Below are 24801 nucleotides of genomic sequence, written 5' to 3' on the forward strand. Positions count from 1 at the left end.
CGTCCGCGGGCGGACCCGGCGCCCGAGAGCGGCGAGCCGGGTGCGGGGCCGGACACGGCGGCCGAGCGCGGCGAGGGCGGGATGCATCGTTCCAGGATAACCAGACGGCTCCCTGGCGCCCGCGGCCGCTAGGGGGCGTCGACCACGGCGAACGCGCGCACGGGGAAGGTCCCGAATCCGCTGACCTTCGGCGGCACCGCGGTGAAGCGCGCGCCGGACGCGGGCAGCTCGGACAGCCCGGTCAGGTGCTCGACGACGTGCACCCCGGCCCCCAGGAGGAGCGAGTGCGCGGGCCGGGTGCCGATGCCCTGCGCGTCGTCGATGTTCAGGGAGTCGATGCCGACGAGCACCGCACCGCCCGCGACGAGCACCCGCGCGCCCTCCTCTGTGAGGAAGGGCGCGTCCGTCGCGTATCCGGGCGCTCCGAACAGCGCGTCCCAACCCGTCGAGAGCAGCACGGCCGCACCGCGGACGTCGAGGCCGTCGAACGCCTCCGGCCCGATCGCCCGGTCGCCCCGCGCCGTCACGACGACGGCCGGCAGGTCGACGAGCGTCGCCAGATCGAGCCCCGCCAGGTCGGTGCCGCCCTCGTAGCGGTGGAAGGGGCTGTCGAGGTAAGTGCCGGTGTTGCCGATCATCTCGATCACGTCCAGCGCGAACTCGGTGCCCGGGGCGTAGGAGGCGCGGGACGCCTCACGGGTGAGATGCGGCCGGATCCGCGGCGCGGGCAGCCCGGGATAGGTCACGAGGCCGTCCGAGACGGTGTGGCTGAGGTCGACGAAACGGCGTGCGGAGGAGGTCATGCGGCGATCCTCGCAGTGGCAGGATCGCGCTGTCGCACGAGATCCTGCCACTGCTCCCGCAGTTCGGGTCAGACCCGTCGGCACGCCGGCCGACCCGGCCGGAGGCGCTCAGCGCTTGGGCAGCGCCGCCGACAGGTCGGCGATCAGGTCGCTCGCGTCCTCGATGCCCACGGAGAGGCGCACGAGCGACTCCGAGACCTCGAGCGGCGTGCCCTTGACCGACGCGTGCGTCATCTCGCTGGGGTAGCCGATCAGCGACTCCACCCCGCCGAGCGACTCGGCGAGCTGGAACAGCTCCGTCGACTCCGCGAACTTGCGTGCGGCCCGCGGCGTCGCGAGTTCGACCGACAGCATGCCGCCGAAGCCCGACATCTGGCGCTTCGCCAGCTCGTGGCCCGGGTGCGTCGGCAGACCGGGGTAGTGCACGGCCGTGACGGCCGAGTGCTCGGCCAGGAACTCGGCGACCGCCTGCGCGTTCTTGGAGTGCCGCTCCATGCGCACCGCGAGCGTCTTGATGCCGCGGACCGTGAGCCACGCGTCCATCGGGCTCGAGATCGCTCCGACCGCGAACTGCAGGAACGCGACCTTCTCGGCCAGCGGGCCGGAGCGCAGCGCCAGCGCGCCGCCCACCACATCGGAGTGCCCGCCGAGGTACTTCGTCGTCGAGTGCACGACCACGTCGGCACCGAGCGCCAGCGGCTGCTGCAGCGCCGAGGAGGCGAAGGTGTTGTCCACGACCACGATCAGGTCGTGCGCGTGGGCCAGGTCGGCCAGCTCCGCGATGTCGCTGATGGTCATCAGCGGGTTCGACGGCGTCTCGACCCAGAGCATCCTGGTCTCGCCGGGGACGATCGCGCGCTGCACCTCGCGCAGGTTCGACATGTCGACCGCGGTGTTGCGGATCCCCCACGCCGCGTGCACCCGGTCGATCAGGCGGTGGCTGCCGCCGTACGCGTCGTTGCCGAGCACGATGTGGTCGCCCGGAGCGAGCGCCGCGCGGATCAACGTGTCCTCGGCCGCGAGGCCCGAGGAGAAGGAGTACGCGACGTCGGCGCCCTCGATCGACGCGATGAGCTCCTGCAGGGAGTCGCGGGTCGGGTTCGCCGACCGGGCGTACTCGTAGCCGCCGCGGAACCCTCCGATGCCGTCCTGGACGAACGTCGAGGTCATGTAGACCGGCGGGACGACGGCGCCCGTGGTGGGGTCGAACTCCTGTCCGGCGTGGATGGCGCGGGTGTCGAAGTGCTGCTTCTTGGGCATGAGCGTGCTTTCCGGATCGAGAGGGGGGTGCGGAGTCGGGAGGGTGGGTGCCGGCTACCCGGTGGCGAACGACAGCAGGTCCTGCCGCGTGATGACGGCGACCGGCTTGCCCTCGTCGGTGACGAGGAGCGCGTTGTGCTCGGTGAGCGCCGCGCGAGCCGCCGAGACGCTCTCGCCGAGCCCGATCAGGGCCAGCGGGGCGCCGGCGGAGGGGCCGAGCGGGTCGGTCATCGACGCGGCCCCGCTGAAGACGCGGTCGAGCAGCTCGCGCTCGTCCACCGCTCCGACGACCTCGCCCATCACCACGGGCGGCTCGGCCGTGAGCACCGGCAGCTGCGAGACGCCGTAGGTGGTCATGATCTCGATCGCGTCGCGCACGGTGTCGCTCGGGTGCGCGTGCACCAGGTCGGGCAGCTCGCCGGTCTGCGGGTTCGCGGCGCGGGCGCGGAGCACGTCGCGCACGGTGTCCTCCTCGCGGTGCTCGAGGAACCCGTAGGAGCGCATCCAGCGGTCGTTGAAGATCTTGCCGAGGTAGCCGCGGCCGCCGTCGGGCAGGAGCACGACGACCACGTCGTCGGGGCCGAGCTCGGCCGCCGCCTTGAGCGCGACCGAGACCGCGAGTCCGCTGGAGCCGCCGACGAGCAGCCCCTCCTCGCGGGCGAGGCGGCGGGTCATCGCGAACGACTCGGCGTCGCTGGAGGCGATGATGCGGTCGACGACGCCCGGGTCGTAGGCGCTGGGCCAGAAGTCCTCGCCCACGCCCTCGGTCAGGTAGGGGCGGCCGCCGCCGCCGGAGTAGACCGAGCCCTCGGGGTCGGCGCCGATGTTCTGCACGCGCCCGCCCGAGACCTCCTTGAGGTACCGGCCGGTGCCGCTGATCGTGCCGCCCGTGCCCACTCCGGCGACGAAGTGCGTGATGCGGCCGGCGGTGTCGCGCCAGATCTCCGGGCCGGTCGTCTCGTAGTGGCTGAGCGGCCCGTTGAGGTTCGCGTACTGGTTGGGCTTGAACGCCCCCGGGATCTCGCGGGCGAGGCGGTCCGAGACGGAGTAGTAGGAGTCGGGGTCCTCGGGGGCGACGGCCGTGGGGGTCACGACGATCTCGGCCCCATAGGCGGTGAGCACGTTGCGCTTGTCCTCGCCGACCTTGTCGGGCAGCACGAAGACGCAGCGGTAGCCGCGCTGCTGCGCGACGAGCGCCAGGCCGATGCCGGTGTTGCCGCTCGTGGGCTCGACGATCGTGCCGCCGGGCTTCAGCAGCCCGTCGCGCTCGGCCGCGTCGATGATGCGCGTGGCGATGCGGTCCTTGGAGGAGCCGCCCGGGTTGAGGTACTCCACCTTCACGAGCACCGTGGCCTGCACTCCGGAGGCGACCGGGCCGAGCTTCACGAGGGGGGTGTCCCCGATGAGGTCCAGCACCGACTCGGCGTAGGCCATCCCGGTGTCCGGGCGTGCTGGCAGGGCTCGATCGAGGGTCATGGGAAAAGCGTAGCAACCGGTCCAGGACGTATGACGGGAGCCCGGGAACCCATCGGGCGCGCCCGCGGAAGCCCTCTGCCGCGATCCTGCGCGGTGCCCTATCGTGGGGGTCCGCGACGCTGCCGGCGGTCGCGCGAGACGCCCCTCCCGACGTGCGGAACGGACCCCGATGACCACTCCGATCGCCGCCGTTCCGCGGCGTCCCGCCGATGGCCGCCTCCTCCGGCTGCTCGGCCCGGCCATGGTCGCCGGAGTCGCCTACCTCGATCCGGGCAATGTCGCGAGCAATATGACGGCGGGTGCCCGCTTCGGCTACCTGCTCGTCTGGGTGGTGGTGCTCGGCAACCTGATGGCCTGGCTCATCCAGTACCTCTCGGCGAAGCTCGGGCTGATGACCGGCCGGAGCCTGCCCGAGCTGCTCGGCGACCGGCTCCGGGGCCGCTGGGGCAGACGCGCGTACTGGGTGCAGGCCGAGATCGTCGCCATGGCGACCGACCTGGCCGAGGTGATCGGCGGGGCGATCGCCCCGAACCTCCTCTTCGGCCTGCCGCTGCTCGCGGGCGGCCTGCTCACCGGAGCGGTCTCGCTGGCGCTCCTGCTCATCCAGACCCGCGGCGGCGCCCGCCCCTTCGAGCGCGTCATCACGGCGCTCATGGTCGTCATCGCCGTCGGGTTCACGATCGGCGTGGTCGTCGATCCTCCGGACGCCGGCTCGGCGATCGCCGGGCTCGTGCCGCGCTTCGAGGGATCGGAGTCGGTGCTGCTGGCCGCGTCGATCCTCGGCGCGACCGTCATGCCGCACGCCATCTACGCCCACTCCGCACTGGCCCGCGACCGCTTCGGGCGGGTCGACGGCGTCGGCGCGCGCCGGAGGATCCTCACCGCGACCCGGATCGACGTCACCGTCGCCCTCGCGATCGCCGGCACCGTGAACCTCGCGATCCTCCTCCTCGCCGCGCACTCGCTCGCCGGAGTCGCCGGCACCGACAGCCTCGAGGGGGCGCACGCCGCCATCGGAGCCGCGCTGGGACCGGTGATCGCGACCCTGTTCGCGGTCGGGCTCCTCGCCTCCGGTCTCGCCTCGACCTCGGTCGGCGCCTACGCCGGCGCCGAGATCATGCACGGGCTGCTGCACGTGCGGGTGCCGCTCGTGACCCGGCGGCTGGTGACGCTGATCCCGGCGCTCGTCGTGCTGGCCGTCGGCTTCGACCCGACCCGCGCCCTCGTGCTGAGCCAGGTGGTGCTGTCGTTCGGCATCCCGTTCGCGCTCGTGCCGCTGGTGGTGCTGACGCGCGACAAGGCCCTGATGGGCGACCAGGCCAACCGCTGGTTCACCACCCTCGGCGCGATCCTCGCCGCGGTGTTCCTCATCGTGCTCAACGGCCTGCTGCTCTGGCTGACCTTCGCGGGCTGAGGTCCGAGTCCGCTCGATCCGGGCCGGAGGCTGCCCGCCCTCCGCGTTGATCCGATCCGGAGGCTGTCTCGTTATCCTCTGAGAGCGCCTCACAGGGCGCCTGCGCCGCTCGACGGCGCCACCGCCCCCGGATGGAACGAGAGAACGCCGCCGTGCCCAAAGACACGATGTCCGCCAAGAACCGCGCCCGCCAGGAGAAGGTCGAGGCCTACAAGCGCGAGCAGGAGCGCAAGAAGCGCAGCGGCCGCATCTGGATCATCACGCTCACGTCGCTCGCGATCCTCGCCGTCGGCGCCATCGTCGCGGTCACGGTCATCGGCAACCAGCAGATCGTCGAGGCGCGGAACATCGACGGTCTGCAGACCTTCGAGAACGAGGCCGATCACGTCACCGGCGCAGTCGAGTACGAGCAGACTCCCCCCGCGGGCGGACCGCACAACGCCGTCTGGATGAACTGCGGCGTCTACGACCAGCCCGTCCCCAACGAGAACGCGGTGCACGACCTCGAGCACGGCGCCGTCTGGGCGACCTACGACCCCGCGCTCCCCCAGGCCGACGTCGACGCGCTGATCGCCGCCCTCCCCGACACCTACACCGTCGTCTCGCCCTACGAGGGCCTCGAGTCGCCCATCGTGCTCAGCGCCTGGGACGCCCAGGTCGCCCTCGACTCCCCCGAGGACCCGCGCATCGACGCGTTCGTCGAGCGCTTCTGGCAGGCGTCCACCGCACCCGAGCCCGGAGCCCCCTGCACGGGCGGCATCGACGCCCCCGGCAAGCAGTGACGGACGGATCCACCGGGGCACCCCGCGGGCGGGGCCGCCTCCTCGTCGCCGCGGTCGCCGTCGTCGCCCTCCTCCTGGGCGCGGCCGGCGGCTACGTGATCGGCTCCCTCGCGCCGTTCGCGCCCGACGCGACTCCGTCCTCGACGAGCGCCGAGGCGGGCTTCGCGCGCGACATGCAGGTGCACCACCTCCAGGGCGCCGAGCTCGCCCTGATCGCTCATGAGCGGAGCACCGACTCCGAAGTGCTCACCGTCTCGAAGGACATCCTGCTCACGCAGCAGCAGCAGGCCGGCCAGCTGTTCGGCTGGCTCGTCTCCTGGGGACTGCCGCAGGCCTCCCCCGAGCCGTCGATGACCTGGATGGGCCGCCCGACGCTCGAGGGCGCCGCCGACGAGCACTCGTCGATGGGCATGGGCACCGAGCAGGACGTCGTTCCCTCGAGCATGCCCGGCCTCGCCACTCCCGAGCAGATCGCCGAGCTGACCGCGGCCTCGGGGCGCGACCTCGACCGCCGGTTCCTCGAGCTGATGATCGCGCACCACCGCGGCGCGATCGACATGGCCGAGGCGCTGCTCTCGCGCAGCCGCGACCGCGTCGCGACCGACTTCGCCACGTCCGTCGTGAAGGCTCAGGAGGCCGAGATCTCGCTGATGGAGCAGATGCTCGAGGACCGCCCGGCGGAGTGACCGGCGCCGGTCGTGACGTCGCCGACTAGGTACAACAACCGTGTTGTCGTCGCCGCCGGCGCGAACTAGCGTGAGTCGGCCCCGCTTTCCGGGGACATCCGACGAACCGCACGGGGGCACCGCCATGACGACCAGCACGAACAGCACCTCCTGGCCGCCTCCGCTGCCCTCCGCCCGCCGCCCCGCGGACAAGAAGCGCCGCACCGTCCCCCTCTGGGCGCTGGTCTGGTCGTCGGTCGGCGCCCTCACCGTCGGCTCGCTCCTGGGCACCGGCGCCGCCGGCTCCGGCAGGGCCGGCGTCCAGGAGCAGCTCGACGCCGCCACGGAGCAGCTGGTCGCGTCGCAGGACACGCTCGCCGAGCAGCAGGAGGAGCTCGCGACCGCCGTCGCCGACCTCGCCGCGGCGACGTCCTCCGCCACCGGCCTGCAGTCGAGGATCGACACGCTCACCGCCGAGGCGTCCTCCTTCGCGACCACGATCACCGAACGCGAGACGCGCATCGCCGAGCTCGAGTCCGCCGCCGCCTCCGCAGCGGCGGCTGCCGCTGCCGCGCAGGCCGTCGTCGTCCCCGCACCGGTCGCAGCACCCGCCGCGCCCGCGGCCGCCGTCCCTGCACCCGCCGCCCCTGCACCCGCGGGCGCATCGGCCTACTACGAGAACTGCACCGCGGTCCGCGCCGCGGGAGCCGCTCCGATCCGCACCGGCGACGCCGGCTACAGCCGGAAGCTCGACCGCGACGGCGACGGGATCGCCTGCGAGTGACCGGCCTCGCGGCCTGATCCCGGCCCCGGCCCAGGAGCGGACGCCCGGCGGGTCGGCACCCGGCCTCAGGCCGTGATGGTCGTCTCGGCCTGCTGCGCGTAGAGCGAGGCGTAGAGGCCGTCGAGGGCCAGCAGCTCGCCGTGGGTCCCCGACTCGACGATCCGTCCGGCGGCGACCACGTGGATCACGTCGGCCGAGACGACCGTCGAGAGGCGGTGGGCGATGGCGATGGTGGTGCGACCGCGGGAGGCGTCGTCGAGGGCGGACTGCACGACCCGCTCCGAGACGGTGTCGAGGGCGCTCGTCGCCTCGTCGAGGATGAGGACGGCCGGGTCCTTCAGCAGCACGCGCGCGATGGCGAGGCGCTGCTTCTCGCCGCCGGAGAGGCGGTAGCCGCGCTCGCCGACCAGGGTGTCGTAGCCGTCCGGGAACGAGACGATCGTCTCGTGGATGTTCGCCGCGCGGGCGGCCGCCTCGAGCTCCTCCTGCGTCGCGTCGGGGCGGGCGTAGCGGAGGTTGTCGCCGATCGTCGCGTGGAAGAGGTAGGTCTCCTGGCTGACGATGCCGATGTGCGAGACGAGCGACTCCTGCCGCAGCTCCCGGACATCCGTGCCGGCGAAGCGCACGGCGCCCCCGGTCACGTCGTAGAGGCGCGGCACGAGGTACGAGATCGTCGTCTTGCCCGCGCCGGAGGGACCGACGAAGGCCACGAACTGACCCGGCTCGATCGAGACGGAGACGTGGTCGAGCGTGGGCCGCGCCTCCTCGGTCTGGTCGGGGTAGCGGAACACGACGTCGTCGAGCTCGACCCGGCCCAGCTCGCCGTCGACCTCGCGCGCGCCGTCGCGGTCGGTGATCGCGGGGCGCAGGTCGAGGTACTCGAAGATGCGCGCGAAGAGGGCGCCGGCGGTCTGCAGATCGAGTGCCACCCTCATGAGTCCGAGCAGCGGCCACATCAGGCGGGCCTGGACGGTGGTGAAGGCGACGACCGTGCCGGCGGTGACCGTCGTGCCGCCGAGGATGAGCCACGCGGCGGCGAGGTAGACGACCACGGGGATCACCGAGAGGAAGATCTGCACGGTCGCGAAGAACCACTGCCCGGACATCTGCTGGCGCACCTGCAGGTCGATCTGGCGCCCGTTCTCGTCGGCGTACCGCGACACCTCCGACTCCTGGCGTCCGAAGCTCTTGGCGAGCAGGATGCCCGAGACGCTCAGGGTCTCCTGGGTGATCGCCGTCATCTCGGACAGCGACTCCTGCGTCTTCGTGGCGATGCGCGCGCGCACCTGGCCGACGCGGCGCTGAGCCACCACGAGCACCGGCATCAGGACGAGCGCGACGATCGTCATCTGCCACGACAGCAGCAGCATGGCGACGACCGCGGCGATCACCGTGACCGTGTTGCCGAGCACGCTCGACACCGTGTTGGTGAGCACGCTCGCGACGCCGCCGACGTCGTTGGCGAGCCGCGACTGGATCACTCCGGTGCGGGTGCGGGTGAAGAAGCCGAGCTCCATCGCCTGGAGATGGCGGAACAGCCGGATGCGCAGCTCGCCCATCACGGAGTTGCCCACCGTGGCGGTCAGCAGCGTCTGCCAGACGCCGAGCACCGCGGAGAGCACCCAGACGAGCACCATGATGCCGACGAGCTCGAGCAGGACAGGGAGGTCCGGAGTGCCGTCCGGCGGGAAGAGGCCCCGGTCGAACGCCAGCTGGGTGAGCAGCGGCGGCACGACCGTGAGGGCGGCGCCCACGAGCACGAGGACGACGGTGAGCGTCAGCTTGGGGCGGTGATCGCGGAACAGATCGGCGATGCGCCGCAGCAGGTGGTCGATGCGGGGAGCGTCCTCGTTCTGCTTGCGCTGACGGTCGGGGTCGCTGCTCGAGATCTTCCCCCGCACCGCTCCCGGACGCATGCCGCCGCTCGCCGCCACGTCGCCCATCCTGCTCATCGCTCGACCATAACCCCGGCCGCCGACACGTTCTCCCGCTTCCGCCCAGGGCGGATCCGTGCTTGCGGAGGCGCGCTGATCAGCGGGCCGGGAACCCGCCGCCCCGTGCTGATCGAGCAGCGCAGCAGGGGCGCGTTTCGAGAGTCCGCTCCCGGCAGCGGGGCCGCTCCCGAGGCACGGAACGCCGAACGGCCCGGGCCCCTGCTGAGCAGGAGTCCCGGGCCGTCCGACGGTGGAAGTGATCAGCCCTTGGTCGCGCCGGCCAGCAGGCCGCGGACGAAGAAGCGCTGGAGGGCGAAGAACACGATGAGCGGCACGATGATCGAGATGAACGCGCCCGCCGTGAGGAGCTCCCACGACTGGCCGTACGAGCCCGACAGGTCCTGCAGCGCCTTCGTGATCGGCAGTCCCTGCCCGGAGGTGAAGACGGTCGCGACCAGCAGGTCGTTCCAGACCCAGAGGAACTGGAAGATGCCGAAGGACGCGATCGCCGGCACCGAGAGCGGCAGGACGATGCGGAAGAAGATCTGGCCGTGGCCGGCTCCGTCCACCCGCGCCGCCTCGATGACCTCGCCCGGGATCTCCGAGATGAAGTTGTGCAGCATGAAGATCGCCAGCGGGAGCGCGAAGATCGTGTGCGCGATCCACACCTTCGCGTACGAGCCGTCCAACCCGTTCACCCCGAGGCCGGGGAGGATGTAGAGGTTGCCGATGCGCAGTCCGTCCGAGAACAGCTGCAGCAGGGGCACGAGGGCCATCTGGATCGGCACGATCTGGAGCGAGAACACCAGGACGAAGAGCGTGTTGCGGCCCTTGAAGTCGATCCAGGCGAACGCGTAGGCCGCGAGGCTCGCGATGGTGATGGGGATGAGCGCCGCGGGCAGCGTGATGACCAGCGAGTTCACGAACGCCTTGCCCAGCGTCAGGCTGTCGCCCGAGTTGAGCGCGTTCGCGTAGTTGTCGAGCGTGAAGCCCGGGTTGGCGAAGATCGTCCACCAGCCGGTCGTCTTGATGTCGTTCGCGGGTCGGAACGACGAGATGAACAGGCCGAGGGTGGGGATCGTCCAGATGGCCGCGATGATCGCGGCCGCGAGGGTCGCTCCGCGCGAGGTGGTCGCCTTGCGGACCTTGCCGCTGGCCGTCTCGATCTTCGACTCCCCGCGCGCGAGGCGTCGTTCGGTGGTGCGGTCGACCGGGACCTGGATCGGAGTGGGCGTGACGCTCATCGGATCTCCCTCTGCTTGGCGAGCTGGCGGGCGTTGTAGACGACGATCGGCAGCACGAGCAGGAACAGGATGACCGCGAGGGCCGCGCTGTAGCCGCTGCGGGCTCCGAGCTGGAACTGGCGCACCATCTCGAAGGCCAGGACCGTGGTGTCGGAGCGGCCGCCGGTCATCGCCGAGACGATGTCGAAGACCTTGAGGGACGCGATCGAGATGGTCGTCAGGACCACGACGATCGACGAGCGGATGCCCGGGACGGTCACGTTCCAGAACGACTGCCACGCGTTGGTGCCGTCCAGCGACGCCGCTTCGAGCTGCTCGGCCGGGACGCCCTTGATGGCCGCGGAGAGCACGGTCATCGCGAAGCCGGCCTGGGTCCAGATCAGGACGACGACGAGGAACAGGGTGTTCCAGGGCTCCAGCCCCAGCCAGTCCACGGGGGTCGCGCCGAACGCGGTGAGGATCCCGTTCAGCACGCCGATCTGGTCGCCCTGCCGGACGTCGTAGAAGAACTTGAAGATGATCGACGCGCCGACGAACGAGATCGCCATCGGCATGAAGACCAGCAGCTTGAAGAACTTCTCGCCGCGGCTCTTGTCGATGAAGACGGCGTAGGCGAGGCCGATGGCCGTCGCGGTGATCGGGGCGAGGAGCACCCAGACGACCGTGTTGAGGAAGGCTGTGATGCCGTCGGGGCTCGTGAAGACCCAGACGAAGTTGTCGAGCCCGGCGAAGCCGGAGCCGTCGTTCTTCATGAAGGCGTTCAGCGCGGTCGTGATCGTCGGGTAGATCAGGCCGATCAGGATGAAGAACGCGGCCGGAGCCATGAACGCGACCAGCTGCAGTCCGTAGCCCGCGCCTTTGCGGGACCGGAAGTCGAGCAGGAACAGCGCGCCGCCCAGCACCGCGGCGACGACCGCGACCCACATGACGGAGTTGTAGAGGCCGAACGCGAGCAGCAGCACGACCGGCAGGAGCACGGTCACCGCGAGGCGGAGGATCGTGTAGCCCGTACCTCGGCGGGGCGCGATCTCGACGAAGAACAGGATGATCGCGACGACGGCCGCGAAGGCGAGGAGGATGATCGGGATCTGCGCGAGCGGGGGGATGCTCGCGAGCCACTGGAAGAATGCGGACATGGACGCCCTTTCGAGTGCGACTCTGAACTCAGCTGAAGCCTAGCGAGGACGAGGGCCGCCGCCCAGTGAGCGGCGGCCCTCGTCCTCGTTGCCGCTAGGAGGTGTATCCGGCCTGGATCTCCTCGAGGACCTGATCGGTGCTCGAGCCGTCGATCCAGTCGACCATGCCCTTCCAGAAGCTGTCGGCACCCACGGACTTCGGCATGAGGTCCGAGCCGTCGAAGCGGAACGTGGTGTCCTCGCTCTGCAGGATGGCGATCGAGTCCTTCAGGATCTCGCTGCCCGCGTTCTCGGCGTCGAGTCCCTTGTTGGCCGAGATGACTCCACCGAGCGAGACGCGGCTGTTGGCCCAGTCGGCGCTGGCCAGGTACTCCTGGACCTTGGCGGTGTCCTCATCGTTCGAGAACGCGGCGACCATCTCGCCACCACCGGTGACGGCCTGCGGGTCGTCGGCCGAGGTCGGCGGGGTGAGGAAGGCCCAGACGTCGCCGTCCTCGGACACGTCGGCACCGGCCGAGATCAGGAAGCCCTCGAAGAACGAGGCCTGGTGGGTCAGCGCGCAGGTGCCGTTGGCGATGTTCTGCGCGACGTCGCCGAACGCGGTCGAGTTGATCGACGAGACGTCGCCGTAGCCCGCGTTGACGAGGGTCGGGTCGAGGAGGATCGATCCGACGGAGTCGAACGCGGCCTTGATCTCGGGGTCGGTGAACGGGGTGTCGCCCGCGACCCAGGAGTCGTACACGTCGGGGCCGGCCTCGCGGAGGACGGCGTCCTCGATCCAGTCGGTGCCGGGCCAGCCCGACGCCTCACCGGAGTTGAAGCCCGCGCACCAGGACGGTCCGCCGGTCTTCTCGGCGATCGTCTTGCCGAGCGCCTCCATCTCGTCCCACGTGGTGGGGACCGAGACGCCCCACTCGGCGAACTTGGCCGGCGAGTACCAGATGTAGCCCTTGACGCTCGCCATGAGCGGCGCGCCGTACTGGGTGCCGTCGACCTGGCCGTACTTCTGCCAGTCCTCGGACCAGTTCTCCTGCACGTTGGTCAGGGCGCCCTCGGGCAGCTCCTGGACCTTGCCGGAGGCGACGGTGTCGGCGAGCAGACCCGGCTGCGGGAAGATCGCGAGGTCGGGGGTGTCGCCACCCTGGACCTTGATGCCGATCTGCTTCTCGAACTCCTTGTCGCCCGTGTACTTGATGTCGATGCCCGACTCCTCCTCCCAGTCCGCCCAGGACTGCTCGAGGAGGGTGGCCTCGTCACCGTTGATGGTGCCGTAGACGTTGACGACGCCGTCGGCGTTGCCGACGGAGTTGCCGGAGCCGCCGCCGGCGTTCGGGTCGTTGGGGTCGCTCGTGCCGGAGCAGCCGGCGAGCGCGATACCGGCAGCCGCGAGAACGGCGACCGGAAGGGTGATACGGCGGTGCAGGGATGACCGCATGGTTCCTCCTCATTGAGTGGTGGTTCAGCCGAGGGCGGGGCCCGTCAGACTCGAGAGCCGCAGGGAGGTCTTCCGTGCGGATCACCGGTTACACGTGGGCAGGGCTCCCACGGAGGGAAACCTTTCCACAAGTTCGATGAAACCACAACGTGCCCGGTAGAGCGCTCTCTGAGATAACGATTCGGCGTCGAACCGCGGATCCGTCCCCGGAACTGCGGCACGCGCCGTGCACCCCGAATGGGCAGGACCCCACGGACGGGGTATAACTTCCTGGAACCGTTTCCAGCATCGACGCCGGGCGGGACGGGAGGTACGCCGTGACGGGCATCGAAGAGGTCGCCGAGCTCGCGGGAGTCTCGAAAGCGACGGTCTCGCGGGCGCTGAGCGGCCGCGGCTACGTCTCGGCCGGCACCAAGCAGCGCGTCGAGAAGGCCGCCGCGAGCCTGGGCTACGTCGTGTCGGCGAACGCCTCGAGCCTCGTGACCGGGCGCAGCAACAACGTCGCCGTCATCATCCCCGTCATCAACCAGTGGTTCTTCGGCGGCATCATCGACGGCATCGAGCACGCCCTCCTCGCGGCCGGCTACGACCTGCTCCTCTACAACATCGACAAGCACCGCGACGCGCGCCGCAGCGTCTTCGAGTACTACCTCGTGCGCAAGCGCGTCGACGCGATCGTCGCCGTGACCCTCGAGATCTCGCCCGGCGAGACGGAGGCGCTCCTGGCGCTCGGCAAGCCGGTCGTGGGCATCGGCGGGGAGCTCCCCGGGATCCCGACCTTCAGCATCGACGACGTCGCCGCCGCACGCCTGGCCACCGAGCACCTGCTCTCGCTCGGACACGAGCGGATCGTGCACATCGGCGGGCTGGCGGAGGAGGAGATGGACTTCCGCGTGCACACCAAGCGCCTCGCGGGCTTCCGTCAGGCGCTCGACGCGGCGGGTCTCGACTTCGACGCGGGCTCGTTCGTCCCGACGCGCTTCGACATCCCCGGCGGGCACCGCGCCGGGCGCCAGGTGCTGGGCGATCCGCGGACCCGCCCCACCGCGATCTTCGCCGCCTCCGACGAGATCGCGATCGGCATCGTCCTCGCCGCCCGGGAGCTGGGGCTGTCGGTGCCCGAGGACGTCTCGATCATCGGGATCGACGACCATCCGCTGGCCGACCTGTTCGGGCTGACCTCGATCCGCCAGGACCCGCGTCAGCAGGGCGAGCTGGCGGTGGAGCTCATCCTCGCGGCGCTGGCCGCCCTCGCCCGCGGCGAGTCGCCTCCCCCGGCCCGCCACACGACGATCCCGGCCTCGCTCGTGATCCGCACGAGCACCTCGGCGCCGCGAGGGGCCCGGATCGGAGCGTGAGGTCCCTCATCGGAGCATGATGGCCCGGATCGGAGCGCGAGGGGCAGAATCGGAGCATGAGCGACTCCGACTCCCCCACCGCCCCGTCCGTGATCGACGTCCCCGAGCGCTCACGGTTCGAGATCTCGGTCGACGGCGCGACGGCCGGCTTCGCCGCCTACTCGCTCCGCGGCGACCGCGTCGTCTTCACCCACACCGTCGTCGAGGACGAGTGGGAGGGGCACGGTCTCGGCAGCGCCCTCGCCCGTGCGGCGGTCTCGGCCGTGACGGAGGCGGGCGGCACCGTCGTGCCGCGCTGCCCGTTCATCGCCGCGTGGCTCCGCAAGCACCCCGAGGTGCAGGCGCGCGTGGAGTGGCCCGAGGACTGAGCCCTCGACCCCGGCTCAGGCCGGGGGCCGGGCTGCGGCGCCGATCTGCTGCAGGGCCCAGGAGTTGCCGTCGGGATCGGCGAAGTACGCGTAGAGGACGCCGCCCATGTCCTGGACCTCGCTGAGCGCGAGGCCGCGGCCGACGAGCTCCTCCCGCGCCTCGGCCAGGTCGTCGACGACCAGGTGGAGGTTGCGGACCACGCCGTCGGCGGGATCGAGCCCCATGCCGGTGCCGACGACGATCGAGCACGCCGAGCCGGGCGGAGTCAGCTGCACGATCCGCATCCCCTCGGCCGGGCGGACGTCGTGGTCGATCGCGAAGCCGACGACACCGCTGTAGAAGGCCACGGCCCGATCGACGTCGGCGACGGGCAGGGGGACGAGTTCGAGACGCAGGCGCACGACCCCAGTGTGGCGGGCGGTGGCGCCTCAGAACAGAGCCACCGGTGCGCTCCCTCGCGGCACGAGTCCGGTGAGGGTGACGGCGGCCCCGACGAGCGGAGGAGGCGACCCCTCGGCGAGCAGCTCCCGCGCCGTGGCGGCCCACTCCTCCTCCTCGGCCGAGGCATCGGCACGGGCCCGTCGCAGCACGATCGCGGACCCGCCGGAGGCGGGGCGGAGGGAGAGGGACAGCCCGGTCGCGACGAGACCGGCGCGCCGGGCGCGGCGGCAGACGCGCGCGAGACAAGCCTCGACCAGCTCCGACGGCGAGTGGTCGGCGCGGTCGTACCCGGAGGTGGTGCCCTCCGAGCTCAGGGTGCGGCGCTCCTCGACCGGGCGGACGACGGCGTCGTCCGTGCCGGCCCGGTAGCCGCGGAGGCGCCGAGCCATCGCGGGACCGCAGACGCTCGTCAACTCGCCGTCCGAGACGTCGTCGAGGTCGCCGAGGCGCTCGACCCCGATCACCCGGAGCCGCTCCCGGCTCACGGGCCCGACGCCCCAGGCGTCCCCGAGCGGCAGCCGTTCGCGGAGGTCCGCCTCCTCGGAGGTTCCGATGAGGACCAGCCCGTCCGGTTTCGCGGCCCGCGACGCGAGTTTCGCGAGGAGCTTCGTCGATCCGATGCCGACGCTCACGGGCAACCCGAACTCGACCGCGGCCCTCCGCCGCAGCTCGCGGCCGGCTGCGAGGGCGCCCGACTCGTCCGAGGCGCCGACGTCGAGGAACGCCTCCTCCATCGAGCCGGGCTCCACCGCCCGGGCCGAGGAGGCGAAGAGGTCGAACAGCGCGTCGCTCGCCTCCTCGATCGCGTCGCGCGGCAGATCGACGAGGACGAGCGACGGGCAGATCGCGCGTGCCTCCTGGACCGGCATGCCGCCGCGCACCCCGAGCGCTCGGGCGGGGTAGTTGGCGCTGGCGATGAAGACGTGGGCGACGGCCGCCATCGGCACCTGCCGCAACTCGGGACGCCGCCGCATCACGACGGAGGCGAAGAACGCATCGGCGTCGGCGTGGAGCAGGAAGCGGGTCACGGAGGGACCGTAGCGGCCACGACCGACACCGCTCGTCAGCTGCGCGGGCCGACCACCAGGCGCTCGTGCATGATCTCGACCGCGCGCTCGAGGACGCGGCGGTCGTCGGGGGCGAGGTCCGCGAAGATCGGCGTGAGGGCGTCGCCCAGCTCCGAGCGCCAGGTCGCCAGGGCTCCGGCTCCGACGTCGGTGAGCTGGATCTGCCAGGCGCGGGCGTCGGCGGGATCGGCGATGCGGGCGAGCCAGCCGCTCTCGACGAGGTTCTTCACGATCTTGGTCATCGTCGGCTGCGAGACGCGGCTCTGCGAGGCGAGCTCGCCCAAACGCATCGGGCCCATCGAGAGCAGCACCGAGAGCGTGCGCCAGACTGCCTGCGACTCCTGGTTGTCCGTGGCCTGCGCGGCGAGGCGGGTGATGCGGTGGGTCACCGACACGAAGTCGCTCAGCAGCTCGCTGAGCGAGACCTCGCTGGGCGGCACGTCGCGGGCGGGCAGGCCTGCGAGTGGATCTGGAGCGGACACGCCCCGATTCTAGAGCCCGCGCGGATCCGAGCCCGCGGGGACACGGTGCGGGAACGGCTAAGGGCGCCGCCTCCGAGGAGACGGCGCCCTGCGCTGATGCCGACCGGGGTCGGCGCAGTACTACTTGACGGTGACGGTCGCGCCGGCGGCCTCGAGCTGGCCCTTGGCCTTCTCGGCAGTCTCCTTGTTGACGGCCTCGAGGACGGCCTTGGGGGCGCCGTCGACGAGCGCCTTCGCCTCACCGAGGCCGAGGCTGGTGAGCGCGCGCACCTCCTTGATGACCTGGATCTTCTTCTCGCCGGCGGCCTCGAGCACGACGTCGAACTCGGTCTGCTCCTCGACCTCTTCGGCGGGAGCGGCCGGGCCGGCGACTCCGGCAGCCGCGACGGGCGCGGCGGCGGTGACCTCGAAGACCTCTTCGAACTTCTTGACGAACTCAGAGAGCTCGATGAGCGTGAGCTCCTTGAAGGCCTCGATGAGCTCGTCCTGCGTGAGCTTTGCCATGATTTTTCTCCTAGTTTTTCTTGTCTACGAACCGCGTGCGCTGTCTCCCGGAGGAAGACGTCAGCTCGCGGACTCCTGCTTCTCGCGCAGCGCCTCGACCGTGCGAACGGCCTTGGACAGCGGGGCGTTGAACAGATATGCGGCACCGAACAGCGAGGCCTTGAAGGCGCCGGCGAGCTTGCCGAGCAGCACTTCACGGGACTCGAGGTCGGCGAGCTTGCCCACCTCTTCTGCGGTCAGGGGGTTACCGTCGAAGTAACCGCCCTTCACCACGAGCAGAGGGTTTGCCTTGGCGAAGGCACGCAGCGACTTCGCGACGGCGACGGGGTCGCCGTGCACGAACGCGATGGCCGAGGGGCCAGCGAGCTCGTCGTCGAAGGACGAGATACCGGCGTTGTTCGCCGCGATCTTGGTCAGCGTGTTCTTCACCACGGCGTAGGTTGCGTGCTCACTGATGTCCTTGCGCAGCGTCTTCAGCTGCGCAACGGTGAGACCGCGGTACTCGGTCAGCAGAACGGCCGTCGAGCTCTGGAACTTCTCCGTGAGTTCGGCAACCGAGGCTTCCTTGTTCGCCATGGCTACTCCTGTGAATTCTCGTGCCGGTAGCCCGAAGGCAGGCAAAGAAAAAAGCTCCGGCGCAAGCGCTCGGAGCTTCGGAACACGCGATCTCTCGCGGTTCATGGTCTCGTTCACACCTGCGCGGGCCATTCGCTTCGCGAATCCTTCGTCCGAGTGGCGATCTCGCGGGGCCGGGGCCCTGCTCGTGCGCGCACCGGAAACCGGCGGTCTTTGGCTTCGGGAAGCGTACGACATGCCGAGCCCTCGATGCAAGTCGGGTCCACGGGAGGACGGGGCACGATGGAGGCATGACCGGAGAGAGCCCCACCACCGCCCGCGACGTCGACGCGGCCATCGCCTCGGTCGAGGGCGAGCTCAGCACCCTGTTCACCCGGGTGCGCGCGATGATGCGCTCCTACGCCGAGCGCGTGCATCCGGAGCTGACGGCGGCCGGGTACAAGACGCTGTCGGCGCTGGAGCGGCGCGGGCCCGTCTCCTCCGGCGCTCTCGCGGAGCTGCTCGAGACCGACAAGTCGACGCTCAGTCGGCAGATCACGGCGCTGGACAGGCTCGGCCTGCTCTCGCGCTCCCCCGATCCGGCCGACGGGCGGTCGACGATCCTGTCCGTCACGCCGGAGACCGCCGAGCGGCTGCGCGAGATCCGCTCCTCCGATCAGGCTCAGCTGCACGAGGAGCTGCGCGGCTGGGGCGACGGCGAGGTCGAGCAGCTCGGCCGCCTCCTGCACCGGATCAACGCTCTCGAGCTGTAGAGGTGGCGCAGAGCTAGCACCGACCGGCTCCGCGGGCAATCAGCGCGGCGGGGACGGCGCACTGCGTAGCGTCGGCGGCGATGGAACCGCTCACCTCCGCCCTCCCCCTGCACGCGCCCCTGCCGACGGACGTGGCCGGCGCGCTCGCCTTCGCCCGCGCGCTCGGCCCCGACGCTCCGCTGCCCGGCTCCGGCCGCACCGCGGAACTGCTCGCGCTGCTGGCCCGGCTCGCCCGGCACGACCTCGGGGTCGCCCGCACCGTCGAACCGCACCTGGACGCCCTGGCGATCCTCGCCGAGGCGGACCTCTCCCCGGGCGACGTCGGCGTCTCCTCGGACGCGGTCTGGGGCGTCTTCGCGGCGGAGGGCGGCGAGGATCCGCTGGTCGCGCGCGCCGACGGCGACGGCTGGCGACTGGACGGCGTCAAGCCGTGGTGCTCGCTGGCCGACCGCCTGGACGCCGCCCTGGTGACGGCCCACGTGGGCGACGCCTCCGGCGAGCGCCGCCTCTTCGCGGTGGGGCTCCGGGACGGCTCCGCGGAGCCCCTCGAGGGCGCGTGGCACGCGAGGGGACTCGCCGAGATCCCGAGCGGACCCGTGCGCTTCCGTGCGGCGCGGGCGACTCCCGTCGGCGAGATCGGCTGGTACCTCTCGCGACCCGGGTTCGCCTGGGGCGGCGTCGCGGTCGCGGCCTGCTGGTACGGAGGAGCGCGCGGCATCGGCGCGGTGGTCGCCGCGGCCGCCGCGCGCCGCGAGGATCCGCACCTGCTGGCCCACCTGGGCGCGATCGACACGGCGCTCGAGGCGGCGCGGCGGGCTCTGGCCGAGGCGGCCCGGCTCGTGGACGCCGGCGCGGCGACCGGCGCGGCCGGCTCACTGCTGGCCAAGCGGACCCGGGCGAGCACCGCGGCGGCGTGCGAGGAGGTGCTCGCCCGCGCGGGCCGGGCCCTCGGGCCGGCACCGCTGGCCCTGGACGAGGAGCACGCCAAGCGCGTCGCCGACCTCGCCCTCTACGTGCGCCAGCACCACGCCGAGCGCGACGACGCGGCGCTCGGGCGAGCGGTCCTCTCCTCGGGGTCCTCGGACGCGTGGTGAGCTTCGACGGGCACCTCGAGGGCACGCCCCTCGAGGTGTGGCGGGAGGACGGCCGCCGTGACGCCCTCCCCGCCGCCGCGGTGCTGGACGGCGTGCGGCGCGTGCTCGTCGTCGCCGCTCACGCCGACGACGAGACGCTGGGCTGCGGGGGCACGATCGCGCTGGCGCGGCGCCGCGGAGTGCCGGTGGACGTCCTGATCGTGACGGACGGAGCGGCGTCGCACGGCGAGCCCTCCCCCGCGATCGCCGCGGAGCGCCGGCGGGAGGCCCGGGCGGCGCTGGACCGGCTCGGCGACGGCATAGGACTGGCGTTCCTGGAGGTGCCCGACTCCGCGACTCCCGAGCACCGCGACCGCATCGCGGACGAGGTGCGGCGGCGCGCCTCCGGCCCCGCGGGCACGGTGCTGGTGCTCTCGACGTGGGCCGGCGACGGGCACCGCGACCACCGGGTCGTCGGCGAGGTGTGCGCCGAGGTGGGCGCCCGGCTCGGGCAGCCCGTGCTCGCCGCGCCGATCTGGCTCTGGCACTGGGCGCAGCCGGCCGACGCGGCGGTGCCGTGGGCGTCGCTGGTGCGCGTCGAGGTCGACGAGGACGGCCGCGCGAGCAGGCGCGCGGCGCTCGGCGAGTACGCCAGCCAGACGCGTCGGGAGCCGGACGGCGGCCCGGCGGTGCTGCATACGCTCTTCGTCCGCCACTTCCTGGGCGACGACCACCTGATCCGGGTCGCCGGATAGCGCACCTCGGTCGCGCGGACAAGTGGCCGCCCGTCGTCCGCATCCTGCTTAGTGTCAGGAGCGATGGACGGCCGGACGACCTACTTCGATGACCTGTACGAGCGGCACGAGGACCCCTGGGGGTACACCAGCCGCTGGTACGAGGAGCGCAAGCGCGCGCTCACGCTGGCGAGCCTGCCCGAGCGGCGCTACGAGGCGGTGCTCGAGATCGGCTCGTCGATCGGCGTGCTGGCCGAGGCTCTCGCCGAGCGCGCCGACCGGCTGCTCGCGATCGACGTCTCGGCCGCCGCGGTCGATCGGGCCGCGCGACGGCTCGCGCCGCTGCCGCACGTGCGCGTCGAGCGGCACGACATCACCGCGCGCGTGCCGCAGGGGCCGTTCGACCTGATCGTGCTCTCGGAGGTCGGCTACTACCTCGGCGCCGCGGCGCTCGACGAGGTCCTGCAGGGCGTGCGCGACGCCCTCTCCCCCTCGGGCGAGCTGGTCACGGTGCACTGGCGGCACCCCGTCGCCGGTCTCGAGCTCGACGGCGACGCCGTGCAGGCCGCCGTGGGGCGCCTGGGCCTGCACCGTCTCGTGCGGCACGAGGAGGAGGACGTGCTGCTCGAGGTGCACGCCCGCGATCCCCGCTCGGTCGCGCGACGGACGGGCCTGCTGTGAGGAGTCTGGAGCACGTGCTCGTCGTCGTCCCCGCGCACGACGAGCAGGAGCGGATTGGCGGACTCGTCGCCTCGGTGCAGGCGAGCGCCACGCGCCTCGTCCGCTCGCACCCCGGCGTCCGGGTCCGGCTCCTGGTCGCGGCCGACGGCTGCACCGACGCGACGGCGGAGCGGGCCCGCGCCGCCGGGGCGGACGTGCTCGAGCTGGAGCGGTGCGGCGTGGGGGCCGCGCGGGCGGCCGGGATCGCGCACGCCCTCTCCTCCACTCCGGAACCGCTCGACCGGGTCTGGATCGCGAACACCGACGCCGACACGGTGGTCCCGGTGGACTGGCTGAGCGCGCACGTGGAGCACGCGCGCCGGCACGACGCCCTCGTCGGGACGGTCCGGCCCGACCCCGCGGACCTCGCCCCCGAGGTGTACGGACGGTGGCGGGAGACCCGCGATCGGGAGCAGTCGATCGGGAGCATCCACGGGGCGAACCTCGGCGTCCGCGCCCGCTGCTACCTCCTCGCCGGCGGGTTCGGAGCCGAGGCGCTGCACGAGGACGTGCGGCTCGTCGAGCGCCTGCACGCGATCGGAGCGCGGGTCGGGGCGACGGACCGGGGCGAGGTGATCACCTCGGGCCGGCGGGACAACCGCGTCGACGGCGGCTACGGGGCGTACCTGCACGAGCGCTTCGCCGGCTCCGTCGCCTGAGGCGCTCGCTGTCCGAAGCCCTGCGTGGTCTGGGGCCCTCCGCCGCGTCCGCGATTCGCGGGAGGCACCCGGATGCGGCACTGCGCGCACGCGAACCAGGCCCGAGGGGTCGCTGTCAATGGTCGGGCCCTGAATTGCCACGCACTGCGCAGGAGAGTCAAATGGTGGTCGAGCACGCCCCTGTGCTCTCCGATGGAAGGGTCACCGCATGAATCCCCGCCTCGTCCTGCTGACGCTCGTCGCTCTGGCAGCGTACGTCTTCGGCGCCCGCGCCGGACGCGCCCGCTACGAGGAGCTGCGTCATCTCGCACTCGGCGTGTGGAACGACCCTGCCACGAAGAAGACGCGCAAGAAGCTCAAGAAGACCTCCAAGCGCGAGGCCGAGCACTTCGCCTCCATCGCGGCCAAGGCCCGCGCGAAGGTGCAGCGCTCACTCCGCTGACCGGAAGAGAACTTCACAGGACGCCATCACGACAGGCGTCGACGCTCGCATCGGAACGGCCGGTCGAGCACGACCACGAAGGAGAAACATCATGGGCATCATCGGATTCCTCATCCTCGGACTCATCGCCGGAGCCATCGCGAAGGCGATCCTCCCGGGCCGTCAGGGCGGCGGATGGATCATCACGCTCGTCCTCGGCGTCGTCGGCGCCCTCCTCGGAGGCTTCATCGGCAGCGCGATCTTCGGTCGCGGCCTCGAGAACTTCTTCGACCTCGGCACCTGGGCGCTCGCCATCGTCGGCGCCCTGATCGTGCTGCTCGTCTACGGCGCGATCACCGGTCGCAAGTCCCGCGCGTAAGTCGCGCACCGCGCTCCCTGGAGCGCGACGACGAGGGCCCTCGGCATCCGTGCCGGGGGCCTTCGCCGTTCCCGGGACGCGATCCGTCCCGCCCGTACACTGGAACCCCCTGACCGACGGGAGACCCTGCCGTGGTCCGCGCCTCCCTCGTCACGACCGTGGCGGACGCCCTGCTCGACGACATCGTCGCGGGGGTCCTCGAGGTCGGCTCCGAGCTGCCGAGCGAGGCCGAGCTCGCCGAGCAGCACGATGTGAGCCGCGTGACCATGCGCGAGGCCCTCAAGCGTCTGCAGGGCCTGGGCGTGCTGGACGTCCGGCGCGGCAAGCGCGGCTCGGTCGCGCCCCTCGCTCTCTGGACCGACCTGGCATCGATCCTCCGCGTGACGGCGCGCGGGGCCGATCCCGGGGTGACCGAGCTGCAGCTGATCGAGGTGCGCGAGATGATCGAGAGCGGAGCGGCCGCACTGGCCGCCGTCCGCCGCTCCGACGCCGACCTCGAGGAGCTCGAGCGGCTGCTGGGCCTCATGCGCGCGGCGCACGACGACGAGGACGTCGCCGCGTTCGTCGAGGCGGACATCGCCTTCCACGACGTGATCCTGCGCGCAACCGGCAACGTCTTCGTCGGCACGGTCTTCGCCCCGCTCTCGCGGGTGATGCGCGAGAAGCGGGCGCAGACGTCGGCGATCGAGCGGATCCAGCGCCGGGCGATCGCGAAGCACGCCGCGGTCCTCGAGGCGGTGCGGGCCGGCGAGCCCGAGGGCGCGCGCCGGGCGATGGCCGACCACATGAAGCAGACGGCGGACGACTTCCGCGAGCACGTCCTGCCGACGCTGCGCTGAGCCGTGATCCGGATGCGCTTGACGGTGCCCGCTCGACTTGTATGATATCTGCTATCAGCTACAAAGGAGTGATGATGGAAGAGTCGAGCGCCCTCGCGGGCCACCCCGAGCACGTCCCGGTCGATGCGGCCGAGGTCGCCGCGACCGTGCAGCGGAGCGGCAGGGTGCTGATCGTCCTGGACGACGACCCCACGGGCACGCAGTCGGTCGCCGATCTGCCCGTCCTCACCTCGTGGGAGACGGCGGACTTCGACTGGGCGCTGGCGCAGGGCGCCCCCGCCGTCTACGTCCTCACCAACACGCGGAGCCTGGACCCCGAGTCGGCCGCCCGGCGCAACCGCGAGATCGTCGCCCACGCGACGAGCGCGGCCGACGCCGCCGGCACTCCGATCGCCTTCGTCAGCCGCGGCGACTCGACCCTGCGCGGGCACTACCCGCTCGAGACCGACGTCATCGAGCAGACGGTGCGCGAGTCCACCGGCCACGGCTTCGACGCCGTGCTGCTGGTCCCCGCGTTCCCCGATGCCGGTCGCGTCACGATCGGCGGCGTCCATTTCATGCGCACGCCGGACGGGCTCACTCCGATCGCCGAGACCGAGTTCGCCCGCGACGCGACGTTCGGCTACTCCTCCTCCGACCTCGCCGACTACGTCGCCGAGAAGACGCAGGGCCGCTGGAGCGCCGAGCAGGTCGTCCGCCTGGACCTGAGCGTCCTGCGGGGCGGAGTCGACGGGATCCTCCGCGTGATCCTGCCCCTGACCGGCTCCGTCCCGGTCGTCGTCGACGCCGTGCACGAGGACGACATGCGCCTGCTGGCGCTGGGCCTCGCGGCCGCGGAGGAGCAGGGCAAGCGGTTCCTCTTCCGCGTCGGCCCGCCGTTCGTCCGCGCCCGCATCGGCCAGGAGGTGCACCCTCCGCTCACCGCGGAGGACGTCTACGGAGCGAGCGGGAGCGACGCCGTCGGCGGTCTGATCGTGGTCGGCTCGCACGTGGGGCTCACGTCCCGCCAGCTCGCGGTCCTCACCGCGCAGGGCGCGCTCGAGCGGACCCTCGAGATCGACGTCGAGTCCGTGCTGGCCGAGGACGCCGCCCACCTCGACGGGATCGTCGACGCCGCGGTCGACGCGCTGGGCCGCGGAGACGTCGCGGTGCACACCAGCCGCCTCCTCCGCCGCACGGAGGACAAGGACGAGAGCCTCGACATCTCGCGGCGGGTCTCGGCCGCGGTCGTCGAGGTGGTGCAGCGCGTCCTCGCCCGCTCGCGCCCCCGCTTCGTCATCGCCAAGGGCGGCATCACGTCCAGCGACGTGGCCACCCACGGGCTCGGCATCCGGCACGCGATCGTGCGCGGCCCGATGCTGCCCGGGATCGTCTCGCTCTGGGAGCCGGTCGACGGCCCCGCCCGCGGCATCCCCTACATCGTGTTCGCGGGGAACGTCGGCGACGACGATTCACTCGCCGCCGTCGTCAGCACGCTGACCCGTCCCACCCCCC

The 24801-nt window shown here is 71.9% G+C and carries 27 protein-coding genes; 15 read left to right on the forward strand and 12 right to left on the reverse strand.

Annotated elements, in window-relative coordinates:
* Positions 1-128 precede the first annotated feature (128 nt).
* The 3 genes from NB037_RS12550 to NB037_RS12560 form a co-directional block, all read right to left on the reverse strand.
* On the reverse strand, positions 129-803 hold the full coding sequence (locus NB037_RS12550; RefSeq protein WP_251946246.1) for a cyclase family protein: 675 nt from the start codon (positions 801-803) through the stop codon (positions 129-131).
* 108 nt (positions 804-911) lie between these two features.
* Entirely contained in the window at positions 912-2063 is a 1152-nt protein-coding gene (locus tag NB037_RS12555; RefSeq protein ID WP_251946248.1) for a cystathionine gamma-synthase, read from the reverse strand.
* 54 nt (positions 2064-2117) lie between these two features.
* On the reverse strand, positions 2118-3497 hold the full coding sequence (locus NB037_RS12560) for a cystathionine beta-synthase (protein WP_251946280.1): 1380 nt from the start codon (positions 3495-3497) through the stop codon (positions 2118-2120).
* Positions 3498-3708: 211 nt separating this feature from the next.
* Between NB037_RS12560 and NB037_RS12565 the strand changes: the two genes are divergently transcribed.
* From NB037_RS12565 to NB037_RS12580, 4 genes are all read left to right on the forward strand, one after another.
* Positions 3709-4953, forward strand: coding sequence for an Nramp family divalent metal transporter (locus NB037_RS12565; RefSeq protein WP_251946250.1), 1245 nt, complete (start codon positions 3709-3711; stop codon positions 4951-4953).
* A 152-nt stretch (positions 4954-5105) separates the two neighbouring features.
* On the forward strand, positions 5106-5735 hold the full coding sequence (locus tag NB037_RS12570; protein WP_251946252.1) for a thioredoxin-like domain-containing protein: 630 nt from the start codon (positions 5106-5108) through the stop codon (positions 5733-5735).
* Positions 5732-6421: a DUF305 domain-containing protein gene (locus tag NB037_RS12575; RefSeq protein WP_251946254.1), complete on the forward strand. Its 690-nt coding sequence runs from the start codon at positions 5732-5734 to the stop codon at positions 6419-6421. Before NB037_RS12570 ends, NB037_RS12575 begins: the two co-directional genes overlap by 4 nt.
* A gap of 124 nt (positions 6422-6545) precedes the next feature.
* Positions 6546-7184, forward strand: a complete 639-nt coding sequence (locus NB037_RS12580; protein ID WP_251946256.1) for an excalibur calcium-binding domain-containing protein — start codon at positions 6546-6548, stop codon at positions 7182-7184.
* Between the two features lie 65 nt (positions 7185-7249).
* Here the strand turns inward: NB037_RS12580 and NB037_RS12585 are convergent, their stop codons facing one another.
* The 4 genes from NB037_RS12585 to NB037_RS12600 all read right to left on the reverse strand — a co-directional run bounded on the left by NB037_RS12585 (position 7250) and on the right by NB037_RS12600 (position 12933).
* Positions 7250-9127 (reverse strand): ABC transporter ATP-binding protein, encoded by a 1878-nt coding sequence (locus NB037_RS12585; RefSeq protein ID WP_251946281.1) that lies wholly within the window; start codon positions 9125-9127, stop codon positions 7250-7252.
* Between the two features lie 251 nt (positions 9128-9378).
* Positions 9379-10362 (reverse strand): carbohydrate ABC transporter permease, encoded by a 984-nt coding sequence (locus NB037_RS12590; protein ID WP_251946258.1) that lies wholly within the window; start codon positions 10360-10362, stop codon positions 9379-9381.
* Complete coding sequence (locus NB037_RS12595; protein ID WP_207407237.1) at positions 10359-11498, reverse strand: carbohydrate ABC transporter permease; 1140 nt, start codon at positions 11496-11498, stop codon at positions 10359-10361. The genes NB037_RS12590 and NB037_RS12595 overlap by 4 nt, the downstream gene beginning before the upstream one ends.
* 94 nt (positions 11499-11592) lie before the next feature.
* Positions 11593-12933 carry an ABC transporter substrate-binding protein gene (locus NB037_RS12600; protein WP_251946259.1) on the reverse strand — a complete coding sequence of 447 codons (1341 nt, stop codon included), beginning with the start codon at positions 12931-12933 and terminating at the stop codon, positions 11593-11595.
* Positions 12934-13250: 317 nt separating this feature from the next.
* Here NB037_RS12600 and NB037_RS12605 point away from each other — a divergent pair, with 317 nt between their 5' ends.
* Together NB037_RS12605 and NB037_RS12610 are read left to right on the forward strand one after the other, a co-directional pair.
* Positions 13251-14291: a LacI family DNA-binding transcriptional regulator gene (locus tag NB037_RS12605; protein WP_251946261.1), complete on the forward strand. Its 1041-nt coding sequence runs from the start codon at positions 13251-13253 to the stop codon at positions 14289-14291.
* A gap of 56 nt (positions 14292-14347) precedes the next feature.
* Entirely contained in the window at positions 14348-14659 is a 312-nt protein-coding gene (locus NB037_RS12610; RefSeq protein ID WP_251946263.1) for a GNAT family N-acetyltransferase, read from the forward strand.
* A 15-nt stretch (positions 14660-14674) separates the two neighbouring features.
* Here NB037_RS12610 and NB037_RS12615 read toward each other — a convergent pair whose 3' ends face one another.
* The 5 genes from NB037_RS12615 to rplJ form a co-directional block, all read right to left on the reverse strand.
* Positions 14675-15061 carry a VOC family protein gene (locus tag NB037_RS12615; RefSeq protein WP_251946265.1) on the reverse strand — a complete coding sequence of 129 codons (387 nt, stop codon included), beginning with the start codon at positions 15059-15061 and terminating at the stop codon, positions 14675-14677.
* A gap of 27 nt (positions 15062-15088) precedes the next feature.
* Entirely contained in the window at positions 15089-16129 is a 1041-nt protein-coding gene (locus tag NB037_RS12620) for a Y-family DNA polymerase (protein ID WP_251946267.1), read from the reverse strand.
* A gap of 35 nt (positions 16130-16164) precedes the next feature.
* Positions 16165-16650: a MarR family winged helix-turn-helix transcriptional regulator gene (locus tag NB037_RS12625; RefSeq protein ID WP_251946269.1), complete on the reverse strand. Its 486-nt coding sequence runs from the start codon at positions 16648-16650 to the stop codon at positions 16165-16167.
* A 120-nt stretch (positions 16651-16770) separates the two neighbouring features.
* Positions 16771-17154, reverse strand: a complete 384-nt coding sequence (rplL, locus tag NB037_RS12630) for a 50S ribosomal protein L7/L12 (protein WP_251946270.1) — start codon at positions 17152-17154, stop codon at positions 16771-16773.
* 60 nt (positions 17155-17214) lie between these two features.
* Positions 17215-17730, reverse strand: a complete 516-nt coding sequence (gene rplJ, locus NB037_RS12635; protein ID WP_055791018.1) for a 50S ribosomal protein L10 — start codon at positions 17728-17730, stop codon at positions 17215-17217.
* 290 nt (positions 17731-18020) lie between these two features.
* Here rplJ and NB037_RS12640 point away from each other — a divergent pair, with 290 nt between their 5' ends.
* From NB037_RS12640 to NB037_RS12680, 9 genes are all read left to right on the forward strand, one after another.
* A complete protein-coding gene (locus NB037_RS12640) occupies positions 18021-18482 on the forward strand; it encodes a MarR family winged helix-turn-helix transcriptional regulator (RefSeq protein ID WP_251946272.1) in 462 nt (153 codons plus the stop codon).
* Between the two features lie 80 nt (positions 18483-18562).
* Positions 18563-19576, forward strand: coding sequence for an acyl-CoA dehydrogenase family protein (locus NB037_RS12645; RefSeq protein WP_251946273.1), 1014 nt, complete (start codon positions 18563-18565; stop codon positions 19574-19576).
* A complete protein-coding gene (locus NB037_RS12650) occupies positions 19573-20310 on the forward strand; it encodes a PIG-L deacetylase family protein (protein ID WP_251946274.1) in 738 nt (245 codons plus the stop codon). Before NB037_RS12645 ends, NB037_RS12650 begins: the two co-directional genes overlap by 4 nt.
* A 63-nt stretch (positions 20311-20373) precedes the next feature.
* On the forward strand, positions 20374-20970 hold the full coding sequence (locus tag NB037_RS12655) for an SAM-dependent methyltransferase (protein ID WP_251946275.1): 597 nt from the start codon (positions 20374-20376) through the stop codon (positions 20968-20970).
* A complete protein-coding gene (locus NB037_RS12660; RefSeq protein ID WP_251946276.1) occupies positions 20967-21668 on the forward strand; it encodes a glycosyltransferase family 2 protein in 702 nt (233 codons plus the stop codon). The genes NB037_RS12655 and NB037_RS12660 overlap by 4 nt, the downstream gene beginning before the upstream one ends.
* A gap of 208 nt (positions 21669-21876) precedes the next feature.
* Positions 21877-22110 carry a hypothetical protein gene (locus NB037_RS12665; protein WP_251946277.1) on the forward strand — a complete coding sequence of 78 codons (234 nt, stop codon included), beginning with the start codon at positions 21877-21879 and terminating at the stop codon, positions 22108-22110.
* A gap of 91 nt (positions 22111-22201) precedes the next feature.
* Positions 22202-22468, forward strand: coding sequence for a GlsB/YeaQ/YmgE family stress response membrane protein (locus NB037_RS12670; RefSeq protein WP_207408070.1), 267 nt, complete (start codon positions 22202-22204; stop codon positions 22466-22468).
* Positions 22469-22599: 131 nt separating this feature from the next.
* Complete coding sequence (locus NB037_RS19925; protein ID WP_251946278.1) at positions 22600-23307, forward strand: FadR/GntR family transcriptional regulator; 708 nt, start codon at positions 22600-22602, stop codon at positions 23305-23307.
* A 71-nt stretch (positions 23308-23378) separates the two neighbouring features.
* Positions 23379-24801: four-carbon acid sugar kinase family protein (locus NB037_RS12680; protein WP_251946279.1), on the forward strand; the 1423-nt coding region annotated here is incomplete at its 3' end.

The sequence above is a fragment of the Rathayibacter rubneri genome, assembly GCF_023743255.1.
Lineage (GTDB): Bacteria > Actinomycetota > Actinomycetes > Actinomycetales > Microbacteriaceae > Rathayibacter > Rathayibacter rubneri.